We start from the raw sequence: 16,350 nt of genomic DNA, 5'->3' as shown, positions 1-16,350 counted from the left end.
AATACAAATCGGGAGACCAGAATGACCTACGAACAGATCCTCTACGACGTCGAGGACAACATCCTGACAATCACCCTGAACCGGCCTGAAAAGCTGAACGCCTTCACCGAGCAGATGCGGACCGAGGTGATGGATGCGCTGGACCGGGCCGACGCCGACGACGAGGTGAAGGCGATCATCTTCACCGGCGCGGGCCGCGGCTATTGCGCGGGCGCGGACCTCAGCCGGGGCGGTGGCACCTTCGACTATTCCAAGCGCGGTTACGCGGCGGGCGAGGTGGTTCGCGACGGCGGCGGGCTGATGACGCTGCGCATCTACCAGTGCAAGAAGCCGGTGATCGGCGCCATCAACGGCCCGGCAGTCGGTGTCGGCTCGACCATGCAGCTGCCGATGGACATCCGCATCGCCTCGGAGAAGGCGCGCTTCGGCTTCGTCTTCGCCCAGCGCGGCGTGGTGCCCGAAGCCTGCTCTTCCTACTTCCTGCCGCGGCTGGTCGGCATCTCGCAGGCGCTGGACTGGGCCTATTCGGGCCGCGTCTTCGAGGCCGACGAGGCGCTGGCCGGCGGGCTGGTCAAGGAGGTGGTCCCCCACGACGAGTTGATCCCGCGCGCCCGCGCGATCGCGAAGAGCTACATGGAACGCTCCTCGGCCGTGTCGGTGTCGATGATCCGGGCCATGTTCTGGCGTCTGCTGGCGGCCGATCATCCGATCGAGGCGCATCAGGTCGACAGCCGCGGCATGGTCTACATGGGCGCGGCGGCGGATGCGCAGGAAGGCGTCAGTTCCTTCCTTGAAAAACGCGCGCCGAACTTCACCATGAAGCCGTCGACCGACATGCCCGACTTCTACCCGTGGTGGGAAGAGCCGGAATTCAAGTAGGACGGCAAGCCCTTCCCGGGATGCCCGGGTGCCCTGGGCACCGGGCATGACCGGAAAGGATCTGGAGCACGCCGATGCCGGAATACGTCCTGATCAACCGGAAGGGCTCCGGCGGACTCGCCGTCGAGGCGGCGCTGGCCATGCACGGGGCGCCCTTCCGGGTGGAGGCGCTGGACCTGCCGGTCAGCACGCCGTTGCCGGAGAGCTTCCGGGCCACCAATCCGTGGCGACAGATCCCGGTGCTCGATCTGCCTGACGGTACGCGGATGACCGAATCCGGCGCCATGCTGGTGCATCTGGCCGAGACCTTTCCGGATGCCGGGGTGGCGCCACGGCCCGGGACGGTGGAGTGGACGCAGTTCCTGCGCTGGGTGTTCTTTCTGGCGACCTCGGTCTACACGCTGATCCTGCAACGGACCTATCCGGACCGGATGATTTCGGATGAAAGTCAGCACGACGCCGTGCGGCTGGCCGCGAATCGCCGCATGCGTATGGCGTTCGAGATGCTGGAGCGTGAACTGGCCCGCGATGGCCATCTGGTCGGCGGGCGGTTCTCCACCGCCGATGTCTACATGGCCATGATGTATGGCTGGTTCGACCGGGAACGGACTCTGCCCCGCTGCACGGCCCTGATCGAACGCGTGCGCGACGATGCCGCCGCCGGACCCGTGTGGCGGACGCATTTGGGAGACAAATGAAACCGCGCCATCTGAGGCCCTCCCCCTCCGAGGGGGAGGGTTGGGTGGGGGTGGGAGCAGCTCAGGCACTCGCCATTCTTCCACCGGCGCCTCCGACCCCCACCCGTCGCTGCGCGCCGGCCTCCCCCCGCCAAGGGGAGGCTCGAGAGGCGTTGCCCTACAGCAGTTCCTTGGCCAGGACTTCCATCGCCTCGACGGAGCCGGCGCGGCAGAGCATGGCGTGGACCTGGCGCTTCTTGCCGGCTTCTTTCCAGACGGAGAGCTGCTCGCGGATATGGCCGGCCGGGCCGACCAGCGCGACCTTGTCGACCAGCTGATCGGGGACCATGGCGAAGGCCTCGGCCTTGCGGCCCTCGAAGAAGGCGTCCTGGATCGCCTGCGCCTGATCCCCGTAGCCGAGGCGCGTCGCGTATTCCTTGTAGTAGTTCTTCTTCCGGGAGCCCATGCCGCCGATATAGAAGCCCATGTTCTGCTTCACCGGCTGGCGGGCCTTCTCGATGTCGTCGTCCATCGACATGGTCACGAAGGGACAGACGTCGAAATCGTCCAGGCTCTTGTTGCCGCCCGCCTGCTCGAAACCTTCGCTGATGTAGGTGCCGATGGAGTCGTAGTTCGACGGATCCATGTAGACCGGGATGACGCCGTCGCAGACCTTGGCCGCGTTGCGGATGCCGCCCGGCGAGACCGACGCCGAGTAGACGTCCAGATCGTGCTCCGGATGCAGCACCGTCTTCAGTGCCTTGCCCATGCCGGTCGAGCCGGGGCCCATGTAGGGGATCTGGTAGTGCTCGCCCTCGTGGGTCAGCGGCTCCTGCCGAGCCACGACCTTCTTGATGATCGAGACGTATTCCTCGGTCAGCGGCAGCGGCTTGCCGTAGGGCCGGCCGTGCCAGCCCTCGATCACCTGCGGGCCGGACGGGCCGAGGCCGAGGATGAAGCGGCCACCGGACATGGCCTGCAGCGTCATCGAAGTCGTCGCCATCAGGGCCGGGCTGCGGGCCTGCATCTGGCAGATGCCGGTGCCGACCTTGATCTTCGTGGTCTGGCCCAGGATCCACGCGGCCGGCGTGATGGCGTCGGCGCCCCAGGCCTCGGAGGTCCAGACCGAATGGAAGCCCATGGCCTCCGCCGCCTTGATCATCTCGATGTCGACACGGTATTTCGCGTCGCCCGTGCCCAGAATGAGCCCGACTTCCATTGTTGTCTCCCCAGCGCCAGTTGCGTCTCTGGCGCGGACAGTAGAGGAAATTTCCGCAATGGGGAATGTCCGGGGGCGGCATCCGCGCTATCTCCGGCGGCGGTCCGGCAAAGGAGGGTGAGACCATGGCGACCAGACGGCTCTGGCAGGTGGATGCGTTCGCGTCCGCGCCGTACAGGGGCAACCCCTGCGCGGTGGTGTTCGACGCCGCCGGCATCTCCGATCAGCGCATGCAGGAGATCGCTGCCGAGATGAACCTGTCGGAGACGGTGTTCCTGCTGCCGCCGACGACGGACGAGGCCAACTACCGTGCGCGCATCTTCACGCCGCGGAGCGAACTGCCCTTCGCCGGTCATCCGACGATCTCGGCCGCCTTCTGCGTGCATCAGAGCCTGATTGAAGCCGGCTACGGACAGAGCTGCGACCTGCTGCGGCAGGAGTGCAAGGCGGGCATCATTCCGGTCGCTATCGAAGTGCAGGACAGCCGCACCGTCTACACGATGACGCAGGTTCCGCCGCAATTCATCGATCTGGACGTGCCGCGGGCGCAGATGCATGCCGCGCTCGGCTGCGAGGATGTCGATCTGCTCGAGCCGGTTGTCGAGGCCGCCAGCACCGGAATCCCGTGGATGTTCGCGCGTCTGAAGAGCCCCGAGGCGGTGGCGGCGCTCGCGCCCGACATGACCGCGATCACCGCGATTTCGAAGAAGACCGGCATCACCGGGCTGGCGGTCTACGCCATCGGCGCGACCAATGCCGGTGTCGATGTGAAGCTGCGCGCCTTCGCGCCGGCCGAGGGCGTGCCGGAGGATCCGGTGACGGGGTCCGCGAATGGTTGCCTGGCAGCCATCCTTGCGCGGAACGGTGCGCTTGGCGCCGCGCCGCTGGCCTATGTCGCCGAGCAGGGCATCGAGATGGGGCGGGACGGCCGAATCTTCGCCGCGGTCGCCGATGCCGCCTCCGGTCCGCAAATCGGCGGCGAGGTCGTCCGGGTGATGGAGGGCGTTCTCACGGTCTGATGTCAGGCCATTGACCGCCGCGCGCCGCTGTAGGACAGAAGGCGGCGGGAAACAGCGGGGCAGGCGACGTGAGCAACCATCTCTACGACCTTCTGATCGGTGCGCGATCGGACGAGGACAAGACCTTCATCGATGTGCCGGGCGGGCGCACCATCAGCTTCCGGCAACTGCATGCCGAAGCAGGCCAGGTGGCGAGCGCTCTGGCGGCGATGGGCGTGGAGCCGGGCGACCGCGTCGCGGTGCAGGCGGAGAAGTCGGCGGAGGCGGTCGCGCTCTATCTCGGCGTGGTCCGCGCCGGTGCGATCTTCCTGCCGCTGAACACGGCCTACACGCCCTCCGAGATCGACTACTTCGTCGGCAATGCCCGGCCGCGCGTCTTCGTCGGCGACCCGTCGAAAGCCGAGGCGCTTCGACCCATCGCGGAGAAGCACGGCGCGCGGCTCGAGACGCTGGCCGGCGACGGGTCCGGCACGCTCTGGCAGGCGGTCGGGACAGCTTCGCCCGATTTCGCGGCAGTCCCGCGCGGCGAGGACGATCTGGCGGCCATCCTCTACACCTCCGGCACGACCGGCCGGTCCAAGGGCGCGATGCTGAGCCACCGGAACCTGTCGTCCAATGCGGAGGTGCTGAAGGACTACTGGCGCTTCACCGCCGACGACGTGCTGTTGCATGCGCTGCCGATCTATCATTCCCACGGCCTGTTCGTGGCCATCAACGTCTCGCTGCTGGCGGGCGCGACCATGATCTTCTTCGCGAAGTTCGAGGCCGAGGCGATGGTGCGCGAGATGCCGCGTGCGACAACGATGATGGGCGTGCCGACATTCTATACGCGCCTGCTGTCGACGCCGTCATTCACCCGCGAGGTGGCGGGGCCGATGCGGCTCTTCATCTCCGGCTCCGCGCCGTTGCTGGCCGAGACCCACAAGCAGTTCAGCGATCTGACCGGTCACGCCATCCTGGAGCGCTATGGCATGACCGAGACCAACATGAACTCCTCCAACCCCTATGACGGGGACCGCCGCGGCGGCACGGTCGGTTTCCCGCTGCCCGGCGTCGAACTGCGCGTCGCCAGTCCCGACACCGGCGAGGTGCTGGGCGCCGGCGAGATCGGCGTCATCGAGGTGAAGGGGCCGAACGTGTTCTCGGGCTACTGGCAGATGCCGGAGAAGACCGCGGAGGAATTCCGCGCCGATGGCTTCTTCATCACCGGCGATCTCGGCAAGATCGACGAGGACGGCTACGTCACCATCGTCGGCCGCGGCAAGGACCTGGTGATTTCGGGCGGCTTCAACGTCTACCCGAAGGAGATCGAGGAGAAGATCGACGATCTGCCCGGCGTGCTGGAATCGGCGGTGATCGGCGTGCCGCATGCCGATTTCGGCGAGGGCGTGACGGCGGTGGTCGTCCGCGACGGCAGCCGCGACCTGACCGAGGACGACATCGCGGGTCCGATCCGCGAGAGCCTCGCTGCCTTCAAGCGGCCGAAGAAGATCATCTTCGTCGACGAACTGCCCCGGAACACGATGGGCAAGGTGCAGAAGAACGTGCTCCGCGACACCTACAGGGACATCTACGGCGCCTGAACGAAAAAAAGGCCTCCGGACCGGGTCCGGAGGCCTTCGTTCGGATATGCCGTGAACCCTACCGCGGCGCCATGCGGATGGCGCCGTCCAGGCGGATGGTCTCGCCGTTCAGCATCTGGTTCTCGACGATGGCGCGAGCCATGTGCGCGTATTCCGACGGATCGCCGAGGCGCTTCGGGAACGGCACGGAGGCGGCCAGCGCGTCCTTGACGTTGTCCGGCAGGCTGGCCAGCAGCGGGGTCATGAACAGGCCCGGCGCGATGGTGCAGACGCGGATGCCGTCATTCATCAGGTCGCGCGCGATCGGCAGCGTCATGCCGACGATACCGCCCTTGGAGGCCGAGTAGGCCGCCTGGCCGATCTGGCCGTCGAAGGCCGCGACCGACGCGGTGTTGACGATGACGCCACGGTCGCCGTTCTCGTCCGGCTCGCCGGCGGCCATCTCGGTCGCCGCCAGACGGATGCAGTTGAAGGTGCCGATCAGGTTCACGTCGATGATGCGCTTGAAGGCATCCAGCGGATGCGGCGTGCCCTTGGACGTCGTCTTCGTCGCGGTGCCGATGCCGGCGCAGTTGATCAGAACCCGGCACGGGCCGTGCGCGTCGCTGGCCGCCTTGAACGCGGCTTCGGCCGAGGCTTCGTCCGCGACGTTGCACTTGGCGAAGGCGCCGCCGATCTCGCCGGCGACCTTGTTGCCCAGATCCTCGTTCAGATCGAAGATCGTCACCTTCGCGCCGGCCGACGCGAGTTCGCGCGCCGTGGCGCCGCCCAGACCCGAGGCGCCGCCCGTGACGACGACCGCTGCACCCTTCAGATTCATGTCCATCTCCCCTGCATGACCAAACCGGCGTCATTAATCACATGTCCGCGAAGGGCGCAAACCCGCATTGGCCGCATGCGGCCTGCCCGCACAGGGACAGGGCGTGTTCAGGTGGGACGGCTTGCGGGTTCGCTTGTTGCGGCGTCCGGCCCGGCCTCGGGCCAGCGCTCCGAGGCGACGGGATAGCCGTGCCGGACCGTGCCCGGAGAGTTGCTGCCGGCCGGTCCGTCGAACGTGGCCGCCCCGCTCCGGCTGCCGGGCTTCAGCTTTGCTTCGCGGCGGGCGATGTAGATGGTCGATGCGACGATGATCAGGGCGCCCGCGATGGTCCAGATGTCGGGGACCTCGCCGAACATCAGGAAGCCGAACACGCCGGCATAGATCAGCCGGCTGTAGTCGAAGGGCGTCACGGCGGTGGCCTCGCCGACGGCGTAGCCGCGGATCAGCATGGACTGGCCGATGGTGCCGACCGTGGCCAGCGCCACCATCAGCAGGAACACCTCCAGGCTGGGCCAGCGCCAGTGCAGCAGCGCCGGGCCGAGCACGACCAGGCTGAGGATCAGGCTGGACCAGAAGACCAGCGTGTTGGGCTTGTCGTATTTCGACAGCACCTTGATGAAAATGGTGATCACCGCGACCATCGCCGCCGCGCCAAGGGCCACGAAGGCGATCGGGTCGGTCTCGCCGCCCGGCCGCAGCATGACGATCACGCCGGTGAAGCCGACCAGCGTGGCGATGGTCCGCCGAAGCCGCACCTTCTCGCCCAGGAACAGCACCGCCAGCGGGATCAGGAACAGCGGCTTGGTGAAGCTGAGCGCGGTGACGTCGGCCAGCGGCAGGTGCGCCACCGAATAGAACATGGCCAGCAGCACCCCGCCGCCGATCAGGCCGCGGCAGAGATGCATGAACGGGTGCTTCGTCTTCACCGCCGAGATGCCGCCCTTCAGCGCGAAGGGCGCGATGATCAGGAAGCCGAAGAAGGCGCGGAAGAACGCGACCTGGAAGGGGTGCAGTTCCTGGCTCGCCAGCTTGATGAAGACGCCCATGGCCGACAGGAACACGCCGGCGCCAAGCAGCCAGAGCGCGCCCTGCACATTGGGCGGCAGTTTTCCGAAACGGTTGAGCAAAGGGGGCTCGTCACAATGATCACGAACCCCCTAGATAACGCACCCCGCCCTTAAAGGCGCGTGAAGATCGCGAATGCGGGGATTGAGGACAGCGCGCCGCGGCGGCGTCACGCAATCCGCTCCCCCTTCACCTTGATACCGGCCTTCTCCCGGTCCCAGGTGTCGGCGGTGATGCCGTCGGCCTTCAGGTTGACCTTCTGCACCTTCTGCGTCGGCGTCTTGGGCAGGTCGTCGACGATGCGGATGTAGCGGGGCAGCATGAAGTGCGCCATGCGCGGTTCCAGGAAGCGGAAGAGGGCCTCGGCGTCGATGGCCTCGCCGGGCGTCGGGGCGACCACGACCATCACCTCGTCCTCGTTGAACTCGCTGGGGACCGGGATGGCGGCGGCCTCGCGCACGGCCGGATACTGGGTCACCTCGCTCTCGACCTCGAAGGAGGAGATGTTCTCGCCGCGGCGGCGGATGGCGTCCTTGATGCGGTCGACGAAGAAGAAGTTGCCGTCCTCGTCGTACTTGAAGCCGTCGCCGGTGTGGAACCAGCCATTGCGCCAGGCCTTCGCGGTGGCCTCGGGGTTCTTGTAGTAGCCCGAATTCATCGCCCAGGGCCGGTCGGTGCGCACGATCAGTTCGCCGACCACGCCCGGCGCGACCTCGCAGTCGTTCTCGTCCACCACGCGGCACTCGACGCCGGCCCGCTGCTTGCCGGCCGTGCCGAGCGCCGCCGGGTTGGCTTCCGAGACGATGGGGGAGGAGATCTCGGTCATGTTGAAGCCGGTGTACATGTCGATGCCGTAGCGCTTGCCGAGCGCCAGCGAGTCCTCGTTCCACGGGATGGTGACGATGGAGCGCATCGGATGGTCCCTGTCGCGGTTGGACGGCGGCAGCTTCAGCAGGAAGGGCGTCATGGCGCCGACGAGACAGGTCGAGGTGATCTCGTTACGGCGGACCAACTCCCAGAAGCCGTCGGTGCGGAAGCTGTTCTCGATCATCACCGACCCGCCATGCGCCAGCATGACATAGACGAAGATGGTGCCGCCGACATGGAACAGGGGCAGGTTGACCAGCACCCGGTCGTCGCCGGTGAGGAAGTGGTAGCTGTCGCAGGCCATGGAGTAGGCCTGCAGGTAGGGGGACAGCACCGCCTTGGACGGGCCGGTCGTGCCGGACGTGAAGATGATGTACTGGCTGTCCCAGGGCTCGATGGGATCCTCGGCCTCGGCTTCCTCGTCGGGCTGCAGCGCGTCCGCGGGATGATTGGTGAGGCCGTCGATTCCGGTGGCCTCGCCGCCGACGACGATGGCGTCGGTCAGCAGCGCGCGATCGACATCGGCCAGCCGCGGCATCAGCTGGCTGTGGACCACGATCAGCTTCGCGTCCGACAGCGCCACGACATGCTCCAGCAGACCGCCGCGGTAGCTGGTGTTGATCGGCACATAGACCGCGCCGAGCATGTTCAGTCCGAACCAGGTCAGGACGGCTTCCTTGCCGTTCGGCAGCCATGACATGACATGGTCGCCCCGTCCGACGCCCAGTTTCCGGAACCCGGCGGCCGGCCCGGCGGACCCGGGACAGGGTCTCGGTATAGGTCCAGGTCTCTCCGTCCTCGAAGACGGCAAAGACCTTGTCGGGCCTCTCCGCGGCCTGCCGGCGCAGCATGTGGGCGACGACGCAGTGCTCGCGCGCCGGAATGCGGTGATCGTGAAGGCTCATGGCGTCTCCCTCCCCAGAGATGGGCCGTTGCGGCCGGGATAGTTGCACGGGCGTCTCCGATGGCCAAGACGGGCGATGGTTGTCACAATTCGGCCGATTGGGGGTGGGGAAAGGGGCGTTCGGCGGGCCCTTTCACCAAATATTATTCAGTGAATTCTAAGCCGTTACCGAAACCGGGATCAGAGGGCTGCTTGCTGGAACTCGATATCAGGACCATCCACCTCGTGTCGTTCGCGACCAACCTCGCCACGGCGTGGTTCATCTGGTCGCAGCGCCGGTCGCCGATCCCGTCGGCGGCCCGCGCCGCGCGTCTCTGGTCGGTGGGGTTCCTGTGCGTCTCGCTCGGTTCACTGGGCATGGCGCTGCGCAGCGTGGTGCCCGACGGCATCTCGATCCTGTTCGGCGACAGTTTCATCGTCGGCGGCTTCGCGATCGCGATCATCGGCCTCCGCGCGTTCTTCGAGAGACGCGCCATGTACTGGCCGGCGGCCGCGGTGACATCCTGCCTGGTGCTCAGCGCCGCGTACTGGTGGTTCGTCTCGCCCGATGAACGGATGCGCATCGTGGCGATGTGCGCCGCCGGATCGGCCCTGTGTCTGTGGCTCGTCGTCACGCTCCGGCCCTGGCATACCGCTGGCGCGGGCGGAATCCGTGGCGGTCTTCAGGCGTCGATCGTCGCCGGTGTCTTCGGTATCGCAGTCGCGATCATCGCGGTCCGCTGGATGCTGCGCCCGCCGGAGGAGGTGAACCTGTTCAGTTCGGGCGCCGTGGCGGCCACCGTGTCCGCGTTGATCGTGGTCTCCATGTTCTTCGCGCTCTGGACGTTGTCGTTGCTGACGGGACGGATGAGCGCCTCGCTCAGGCGCGAAGTCCGCCGCCGCGACCGCCTGATCTCGGTTCTCGCGCACGACCTGCGGACGCCCTTCAACCTGCTGCTGGGGGGAACGGAAGCCATGGAGCTCTATGCCCGCATGGGCGACCACAACAAGGTGCTCGAGACCGCCGGCGAGGTACACCGGGCCTCGCACCAGGCCAACACCCTTGTCGAGAGCCTGCTGACCTGGGGGCGCTCTCAACTGGTGGGCGCCGAGTTGCGGCCGGTGAACCTGTCCGACGCCTTCGGACGCGTTCATCACAGCATGAAGTCCAGCATCGAACGCAAGAGCCTGAGATGCGCGCCGCCCGACCGCTCGGACGTCGCCGCGCTGGGCGATGCGGCATCGGTGGAGATCGTGATCCGCAACATTCTCGCCAACGCCATCAAGTTTTCCGAACCCGGCGGGGAGATCCGGATCGGGATCGGCCGCAAGGGCGCGATGGCCGAGCTCTCCATCGGCGACGATGGCGTGGGCATGGATGCGGACACGCTGGAACAGGTGCGCCGTCCCGGCGCGCAGGAGACGGTCGCCGGCACGCTGGGCGAGACCGGAACCGGTCTGGGCCTGTCCTTCTGCCACGATCTGGTCGACGCACAGGGCGGGCGCCTCATCATCGAGAGCCTGAAGGGCCGGGGTACAGATGTGACGATCTGCCTGCCGCTGGAACAGGTTTAACCATTGGGAAATGCGACCAGCTCTAGGGTAGGGCTCTTTTCAGCCTGAGCCGCGGCATTCCGTGATCGACCTCGACGCAAAGACAATTCTTTTCGTGGCATTCGTCGCGAATCTTTCTGTGTCCTATTTCATCCAGGCACAGAGGCGTCCGCCTATTGCTGCGGCTGCGCTTGCCGCGCGGCTGTGGTCGGTCGGGTTCGGCGTCATCGGGATTGGCGCATTCCTGATTTCGCTAGAGGACCGGGTTCCCAATGTGCTGTCCATCGTCATTGGCGAGACGTTGGGGATCGGGGGGTTCAGCATCGCGATCCTGGGTACCCGGGCCTTCATGTCGCTGAACGTCCGGATATGGCCCGTGATTATCAGCATGCTGCTGATCACGTCCGCCAGCGTCTATTTCACGTTGATCCAGCCAGATGACCGGATGCGGGTCCTTGTACTGTCGATCTGGGGATTCCTTGCCTGTTGGTATCTCTTCATCTCTCTCAGGCCCTGGATTCCGCCATCAAGGATCGGCAATCGCACCCGTCGGCCGGCTGCCGTCATCGTTCTGGTCTATTCCGCTGCGGTCGCCTATTACGGCGTCAAGGTCGGCTTCGGTCCGGACTTCGATGACTATCTGACCGATTCCGGGGCCACGACATCCACGATCGCGGTCCTCTACCTGATCGCAGTGGTCTACGGGTTGTGGTCGATGTCGTTGCTGTCGGGCCGCATGAGCTCTGAACTCGACAAGGAAATCCGGAAGCGCGACCGTCTCATCTCGGTGCTGGCGCATGACCTCCGAACGCCCTTCAACAGCCTGATCGGCGGTACCGAAGCGCTGCGGATGTTCGTGCGCAAGGGCGAACCGGAACGCGTCGAACGGATGGCTGACACGGTGCATACGGCGGCGACCCAGGCGCTCTCGCTGGTCGAGAGCCTGCTGTATTGGGGACGCAACCAGTTGAGCGGCGCCACGCTCGAGCCGGTGCAACTGGACCAGGCGATCGAGGCGGCATGCGCGCCGCTGCGCGAGAGCTTCCGCGAGAAGGACATCTCGCTCGCGACGGAATGCGAACCGGGCATCACCGCCGTGGCCGAGGCGGGCGGGCTGGAAACCATCCTCCGCAACCTGTTGAGCAATGCGCTGAAGTTCTCGCCGGGCGGCGAACAGGTCAGCATATCGGCCCGGCGCGACGGCGAGGAGATCATAGCTGTCGTACGTGATTGCGGTATAGGTATGAGCCAGGATGTGTTGCGCCGGATCGAGGATCCGGCCAATCTCTTCACAGCCGAAGGTACGCTGGGCGAGACCGGGACGGGGCTGGGTCTTTCCTTTTGCCGCGATCTCGTAGCAAGTTACCAAGGGCGACTGGAGTTTGACACCACACCAGGCATGGGCACGACGGTCAGGCTGCGTTTGCCTGCCGGGCCGACCGAGGCTGCCTTGAAGGACGACCTCGATGTTGCCGCCTGATGACCGCCGGACGATGAATGAATGCCGCACCATGACAACGACATTCCGCTTTCCGCCTTTCTGACCTTCCGCCTGAATGTCCTGGCGCAGCTGGCCAACCGGGCCGGCGCGCACTGGCACGAGCAGCGCAGCGGCCTGTCGCTGGCGGAATGGCGCATCATCGCCACCCTCGGCTTTTTCGGCCCCCTGTCACCCAGCGAGATCGCCAACCGGACCCTGATGGACAAGGCCGTCATCAGCCGGGTCAAGAGCACGCTCTCGCGCAAGCGCCTGATTGCCGACCGGCCCGATGAGCAGGACTCCCGCAAGCGCCGCCTCAGCCTCAGCGATGGCGGGCAGCGGGTGTACGACCAGACCATGCCGCAGGCGCAGAGCCGGCAGCGCGAGATGATCTCGCAGTTCAGCGACAGCGAACTCGAGGCGCTGGATTCGGCCATGAGCCGGCTCCAGGCCATCTTCGAGCGCGTTCTCGGCGAGGGACCGGACGTGTCCGCGGTCGAACGGCCTATGACGGCCGGGTTGGCGGGAGCGGACCCAGCTCGGCAACGGGATCCAGTGCCTTCCGGCCTCGCCGCACCTCGAAGTGGAGCTGAGCGGGATTGACGCCGCCGCTGCGGCCGACGGTTCCGATCCGCTCGCCGCGCGTGACCTTCTGGCCCTTGCGAACGGCGATTTCGCCGAGATGCGCATAGGCCGTGGTAAGGCCGCCCGCATGGCGGATCAGCACCAGATTGCCGAAGCTTCGCACCTCGTTGCCCGCGTAGACCACCGTGCCGGCGCCGGCAGCGCCGACCTCGCGGCCTTCCGGTGCGATGATGTTGACGCCGTCATTGTGCAGGCCGCCCTGCTTGGGTCCGAAACCCGATACAACCCGGCCGCCGACCGGCCAGACCATGGCGCCGGCCCGGACAGGCGGCGCGGTCGGTCCGGGCGCCGGCCTGACTGCCGCGCGCCGTGGCGTTGCCGCCGGTGGCGCCTTGGCGGTCGCGGGCGGCGGTCCAGCGGTGGCCCGAGGCGGTGAGGCGGAGGCGGCTGTATCGCGTGGCCGTTCCGGGGGCAGCGGCGGCGGCGTCCGGACCCGCGCGACCTGAGTCGCGGCAGGGGCGCGGCTGCCGCCCGGAATTTTCAGGATCTGGCGCGGAAAGACGCGGTAGGGCGGGCCGATGCCGTTCAGGCGCGCCAGGTCGTAGCGCCCGACGCCGTAGGCCTCCGAAATGACCGAGATCAATTCGCCCCGCACCACGCGGTGCAGGCGCAGGCTGGGAACGAACAGCCGCTGACCGGGACGGAGATCGTAGGGCGGTTGCAGCTCGTTTGCGGACACCAGATCCCGGACCGAGACGCCGGCACGACGGGCGACGTCGGACAGGTCTTCTCCGCTCTCGACACGGACCGTGCCGCCCTGCGTGCTGTTGGCGTCGTGCACCGTGGGCGGTCCCGACGGCCCCGAGCCGCCGCAGGCCGCGGATAGCAGGAGAACCAACGCTGCCAGATACCGAATCCGCATGGCGTGAACCTAGCCGAGCTTGAAGTCCCTGTGAATCGCCTGCCGGGCCGCCCGTTCAACTGCCCGAGGGCATGCCGGAGACCAGCGGCACGAAACGCACGGGGAGGATATTCTCCTTCCCGATCGTACCGTCCTCGTGGCGGGTCACCCGGACGATCTGCTGGCCGCTGCTGTCGCCTACCGGAATCAGCATCAGACCGCCTGGCGCCAGCTGTTCGGTCAGCGCGTCGGGCACCTGTCCGAAGGCGGCGGCTGTCACGATGATGCGGTCGAACGGCGCCTGCTGCGGCCAGCCCTTCATGCCGTCGCCGTGCAGGGTGACGATGCTGTGAAGGCCCAGCTCGTCGAACATCTTCCGCGAATCCAGATAGAGCCCGCGATGGCGTTCGATGGTGTAGACGCGCCGGCATATCTGCGCCAGCACCGCGGCCTGGTAGCCGGAACCCGTGCCGATCTCCAGCACCTTCATCCGCTCCTTCAGCGCCAGCTTCTCGGTCATGAAGGCGACGACATAGGGCTGACTGATGGTCTGGCCCTGCTTGATGGGCAGCGGCAGGTTGTCATAGGCCTGCGTCCTGAGCGCCTCGGGCACGAAACGCTCCCGCGGCACGGTCTCGATCGCGCGCAGCACCGCCGTGTCCGTAATGCCCTCCCGCCGAAGCTGCATCAGCAGCCGGATCTTGCGGTCGATATCAGGCATGGGGCGTCATCAATCGGCGAATATCTCGCCCGCGGCCTGCAGCGCCTTCGCATCGGTGAAGTTGAGGCTGATCGGGGTGACGGAGATGCCGCCGCGCCAGATCGTGCCGATATCCGTGCCCGGCGGCGGCATGGAGCGTTGCCGGCGGAGGCCCAGCCAGAAATAGGGAATGTTGCGGCCGTCGATGCGTTCGTCGACCGTCACGTCCGACTGGTCGCGGCGGCCGTGCGGAACCGCGTGGATGCCGTTCACCTCGTCAGGCTCGACATCGGGGAAGTTGACGTTCATCAGCACGTCCTTCGCCCAGCCGGTGTCGATCAGGCGGCGGATCACCTTCGGCGCCCAGTCCTCGGCGGTCTGCCACTTGATGACCTGGCCGTGCGCGCCGACCTGGCTGAGCGCGATCGACGGAACGCCCAGCAGGGTGCCTTCCATGGCCGCGGCGATGGTGCCGGAATAGGTGATGTCCTCGGCGATGTTGGCGCCGCGGTTGACGCCCGAGAGCAAGAGATCCGGCTTGCTGTCCAGCACCTTCCGCAGCGCCATCATCACGCAGTCGGTGGGCGTGCCCACGACGGAGTAGCGGCGGTCGCCGAGCTCATTCAGCCGAAGCGGCTGCGTCAGGCTGAGCGAGCGGCCGGCGCCGCTCTGCTCGGCGGCCGGCGCGACGATCCAGACATCGTCGGAGAGTTCGCGCGCGACCTTCTCCAGCACCTTGATGCCGGGCGCTTCGACGCCATCGTCATTGCAGATCAGGATACGCATGGATCAGGCCGCCTTTCCGCCGATGACCTCGAGCCCGCCCATGTAGGGGACGAGCACCTCTGGCACGCGGACGCTGCCGTCGGCCTCCTGGTAGTTTTCCAGAACGGCGATCAGCGCGCGGCCCACCGCCAGGCCCGAGCCGTTCAGCGTATGCACGAAGCGGGTCCGCTTCTCGCCTTCGGGGCGGTAGCGCGCGTTCATGCGCCGCGCCTGATAGTCCCAGCAGTTGGAGCAGGACGAGATCTCGCGGTAGCGGTTCTGCCCCGGCAGCCAGACCTCCAGATCATAGGTCTTCCGCGCGCCTGCGCCCATGTCTCCCGACGAAAGCATCATCACCTGATAGGCGAGGCCGAGCTTCTGCAACAGCTTCTCGGCGCAGCCGGTCATGCGCTCCAGCTCCGCCTCCGACTGATCGTCGGCGGTGATGCAGACCATCTCCACCTTGGTGAACTGGTGCATGCGGATCATGCCGCGGGTGTCGCGGCCCGCCGCGCCGGCTTCCGAGCGGAAGCAGGGCGTCATCGCCGTCACCCGCATCGGCAGGTCGCCGGCATCGACGATCTGTTCGCGCACAAGGTTGGTCAGCGGCACTTCCGAGGTCGGGATCAGCCAGTAGCCATTGTCGGTGTGGAACAGGTCCTCGGAGAATTTCGGCAGCTGGCCGGTCCCGAAGACCGCCTGATCGCGCACCAGCAGGGGCGGGATGATCTCGGTGAAGCCGAATTCCTCGGTCTGGGTGTCGATGAAGAAGTTGGCCAGCGCCCGTTCCAGGCGCGCCAGCTGGCCGCGCATGACCACGAAGCGCGATCCGGACATCGCCGTCGCGGCGTCGAAATTCATCATGCCCAGCGCCTCGCCGATCTCGAAATGCTCCTTCGGTTCGAAACCGAAGGCCGGCGGTTCGCCGTGCTGGCGGATCAGCACATTGGCGCTCTCGTCGGCGCCGACCGGCACGTCGTCCATCGGGATGTTCGGAATCCCGGCCAGCACATCGTCCAGCTCGGCTTCCTTAGCCCGGTCTTCCTCTTCAAGACGCTGCACATCGGCCTTCAGGTCGGCGGTGGCCTGCATCAGGCGCTGGGCCTCGGCCTCGTCGCCCTGCGCCTTCGCCTTGCCGATCAGCTTGGCGGTGGCGTTGCGCTCCGCCTGCTTCTCCTGAAGCTGCTGCTGCACGGCCAGACGGGCCTCGTAGAGCGAGGACAGCTCCGCCGCGCGCACGGACTGGCCGCGGGCGTCCATGCCGCGGTCGAAGGCTTCCGGGTTGTCGCGAATCCAGCGGATGTCATGCATGGGATCGTCTGCCGATTTAGGGATGGAAAGACGCGGGCGTTA

15 protein-coding genes are annotated in these 16,350 nt (G+C 66.7%); 7 read left to right on the top strand and 8 right to left on the bottom strand.

Translation table 11 applies throughout. The annotated features are described in order from the left end of the window. Positions 1-21 precede the first annotated feature (21 nt). Complete coding sequence (locus ACMVY4_RS00420; protein ID WP_416898243.1) at positions 22-879, top strand: crotonase/enoyl-CoA hydratase family protein; 858 nt, start codon at positions 22-24, stop codon at positions 877-879. A gap of 74 nt (positions 880-953) precedes the next feature. After that, positions 954-1,577: a glutathione S-transferase family protein gene (locus ACMVY4_RS00415; RefSeq protein ID WP_416898242.1), complete on the top strand. Its 624-nt coding sequence runs from the start codon at positions 954-956 to the stop codon at positions 1,575-1,577. A gap of 157 nt (positions 1,578-1,734) precedes the next feature. Here the strand turns inward: ACMVY4_RS00415 and ACMVY4_RS00410 are convergent, their stop codons facing one another. Further along, entirely contained in the window at positions 1,735-2,775 is a 1,041-nt protein-coding gene (locus tag ACMVY4_RS00410; protein ID WP_416898241.1) for an LLM class F420-dependent oxidoreductase, read from the bottom strand. Between the two features lie 125 nt (positions 2,776-2,900). Between ACMVY4_RS00410 and ACMVY4_RS00405 the strand changes: the two genes are divergently transcribed. Both ACMVY4_RS00405 and ACMVY4_RS00400 read left to right on the top strand, forming a co-directional pair. Beyond that, entirely contained in the window at positions 2,901-3,794 is an 894-nt protein-coding gene (locus ACMVY4_RS00405; protein ID WP_416898240.1) for a PhzF family phenazine biosynthesis protein, read from the top strand. Between the two features lie 68 nt (positions 3,795-3,862). After that, on the top strand, positions 3,863-5,377 hold the full coding sequence (locus tag ACMVY4_RS00400; RefSeq protein WP_416898239.1) for a malonate--CoA ligase: 1,515 nt from the start codon (positions 3,863-3,865) through the stop codon (positions 5,375-5,377). Between the two features lie 58 nt (positions 5,378-5,435). Here ACMVY4_RS00400 and ACMVY4_RS00395 read toward each other — a convergent pair whose 3' ends face one another. From ACMVY4_RS00395 to ACMVY4_RS00385, 3 genes are all read right to left on the bottom strand, one after another. Beyond that, on the bottom strand, positions 5,436-6,197 hold the full coding sequence (locus ACMVY4_RS00395) for a 3-hydroxyacyl-CoA dehydrogenase (protein ID WP_416898238.1): 762 nt from the start codon (positions 6,195-6,197) through the stop codon (positions 5,436-5,438). 107 nt (positions 6,198-6,304) lie between these two features. Beyond that, entirely contained in the window at positions 6,305-7,324 is a 1,020-nt protein-coding gene (locus tag ACMVY4_RS00390; protein ID WP_416898237.1) for a DMT family transporter, read from the bottom strand. Positions 7,325-7,431: 107 nt separating this feature from the next. Next, complete coding sequence (locus ACMVY4_RS00385) at positions 7,432-8,829, bottom strand: AMP-binding protein (RefSeq protein WP_416898236.1); 1,398 nt, start codon at positions 8,827-8,829, stop codon at positions 7,432-7,434. 396 nt (positions 8,830-9,225) lie between these two features. Between ACMVY4_RS00385 and ACMVY4_RS00380 the strand changes: the two genes are divergently transcribed. From ACMVY4_RS00380 to ACMVY4_RS00370, 3 genes are all read left to right on the top strand, one after another. Next, a complete protein-coding gene (locus ACMVY4_RS00380; RefSeq protein WP_416898235.1) occupies positions 9,226-10,587 on the top strand; it encodes a sensor histidine kinase in 1,362 nt (453 codons plus the stop codon). A 61-nt stretch (positions 10,588-10,648) separates the two neighbouring features. Beyond that, positions 10,649-12,046: a sensor histidine kinase gene (locus tag ACMVY4_RS00375; protein WP_416898234.1), complete on the top strand. Its 1,398-nt coding sequence runs from the start codon at positions 10,649-10,651 to the stop codon at positions 12,044-12,046. 21 nt (positions 12,047-12,067) lie between these two features. Beyond that, on the top strand, positions 12,068-12,649 hold the full coding sequence (locus tag ACMVY4_RS00370; RefSeq protein WP_416898233.1) for a MarR family winged helix-turn-helix transcriptional regulator: 582 nt from the start codon (positions 12,068-12,070) through the stop codon (positions 12,647-12,649). On the opposite strand, the gene ACMVY4_RS00365 is transcribed toward ACMVY4_RS00370, so the two are convergent. The 4 genes from ACMVY4_RS00365 to serS form a co-directional block, all read right to left on the bottom strand. After that, positions 12,552-13,472 carry a peptidoglycan DD-metalloendopeptidase family protein gene (locus ACMVY4_RS00365; RefSeq protein WP_416898232.1) on the bottom strand — a complete coding sequence of 307 codons (921 nt, stop codon included), beginning with the start codon at positions 13,470-13,472 and terminating at the stop codon, positions 12,552-12,554. The two genes, ACMVY4_RS00370 and ACMVY4_RS00365, sit on opposite strands and share 98 nt — an antisense overlap. Positions 13,473-13,608: 136 nt before the next feature. Next, positions 13,609-14,253, bottom strand: a complete 645-nt coding sequence (locus ACMVY4_RS00360) for a protein-L-isoaspartate(D-aspartate) O-methyltransferase (protein ID WP_416898231.1) — start codon at positions 14,251-14,253, stop codon at positions 13,609-13,611. A gap of 9 nt (positions 14,254-14,262) precedes the next feature. Continuing rightward, entirely contained in the window at positions 14,263-15,018 is a 756-nt protein-coding gene (surE, locus tag ACMVY4_RS00355; RefSeq protein WP_416898230.1) for a 5'/3'-nucleotidase SurE, read from the bottom strand. A 3-nt stretch (positions 15,019-15,021) separates the two neighbouring features. Beyond that, positions 15,022-16,308 carry a serine--tRNA ligase gene (gene serS, locus ACMVY4_RS00350; protein ID WP_416898229.1) on the bottom strand — a complete coding sequence of 429 codons (1,287 nt, stop codon included), beginning with the start codon at positions 16,306-16,308 and terminating at the stop codon, positions 15,022-15,024. Positions 16,309-16,350: the final 42 nt, after the last annotated feature.

The organism is Minwuia sp. (assembly GCF_048007105.1).
Taxonomy (GTDB): Bacteria; Pseudomonadota; Alphaproteobacteria; order Minwuiales; family Minwuiaceae; genus Minwuia.
This window is presented reverse-complemented; position numbering and strand designations above follow the sequence as displayed.

Coding starts and splice junctions, on each gene's coding strand:
- ACMVY4_RS00420 (WP_416898243.1), top strand. CDS start 22: ATGACCTACGAACAGATCCTCTACGACGTCGAGGACAACATCCTGACA.
- ACMVY4_RS00415 (WP_416898242.1), top strand. CDS start 954: ATGCCGGAATACGTCCTGATCAACCGGAAGGGCTCCGGCGGACTCGCC.
- ACMVY4_RS00410 (WP_416898241.1), bottom strand. CDS start 2,775: ATGGAAGTCGGGCTCATTCTGGGCACGGGCGACGCGAAATACCGTGTC.
- ACMVY4_RS00405 (WP_416898240.1), top strand. CDS start 2,901: ATGGCGACCAGACGGCTCTGGCAGGTGGATGCGTTCGCGTCCGCGCCG.
- ACMVY4_RS00395 (WP_416898238.1), bottom strand. CDS start 6,197: ATGAATCTGAAGGGTGCAGCGGTCGTCGTCACGGGCGGCGCCTCGGGT.
- ACMVY4_RS00385 (WP_416898236.1), bottom strand. CDS start 8,829: ATGTCATGGCTGCCGAACGGCAAGGAAGCCGTCCTGACCTGGTTCGGA.
- ACMVY4_RS00370 (WP_416898233.1), top strand. CDS start 12,068: ATGCCGCACCATGACAACGACATTCCGCTTTCCGCCTTTCTGACCTTC.
- ACMVY4_RS00360 (WP_416898231.1), bottom strand. CDS start 14,253: ATGCCTGATATCGACCGCAAGATCCGGCTGCTGATGCAGCTTCGGCGG.
- surE (WP_416898230.1), bottom strand. CDS start 15,018: ATGCGTATCCTGATCTGCAATGACGATGGCGTCGAAGCGCCCGGCATC.
- serS (WP_416898229.1), bottom strand. CDS start 16,308: ATGCATGACATCCGCTGGATTCGCGACAACCCGGAAGCCTTCGACCGC.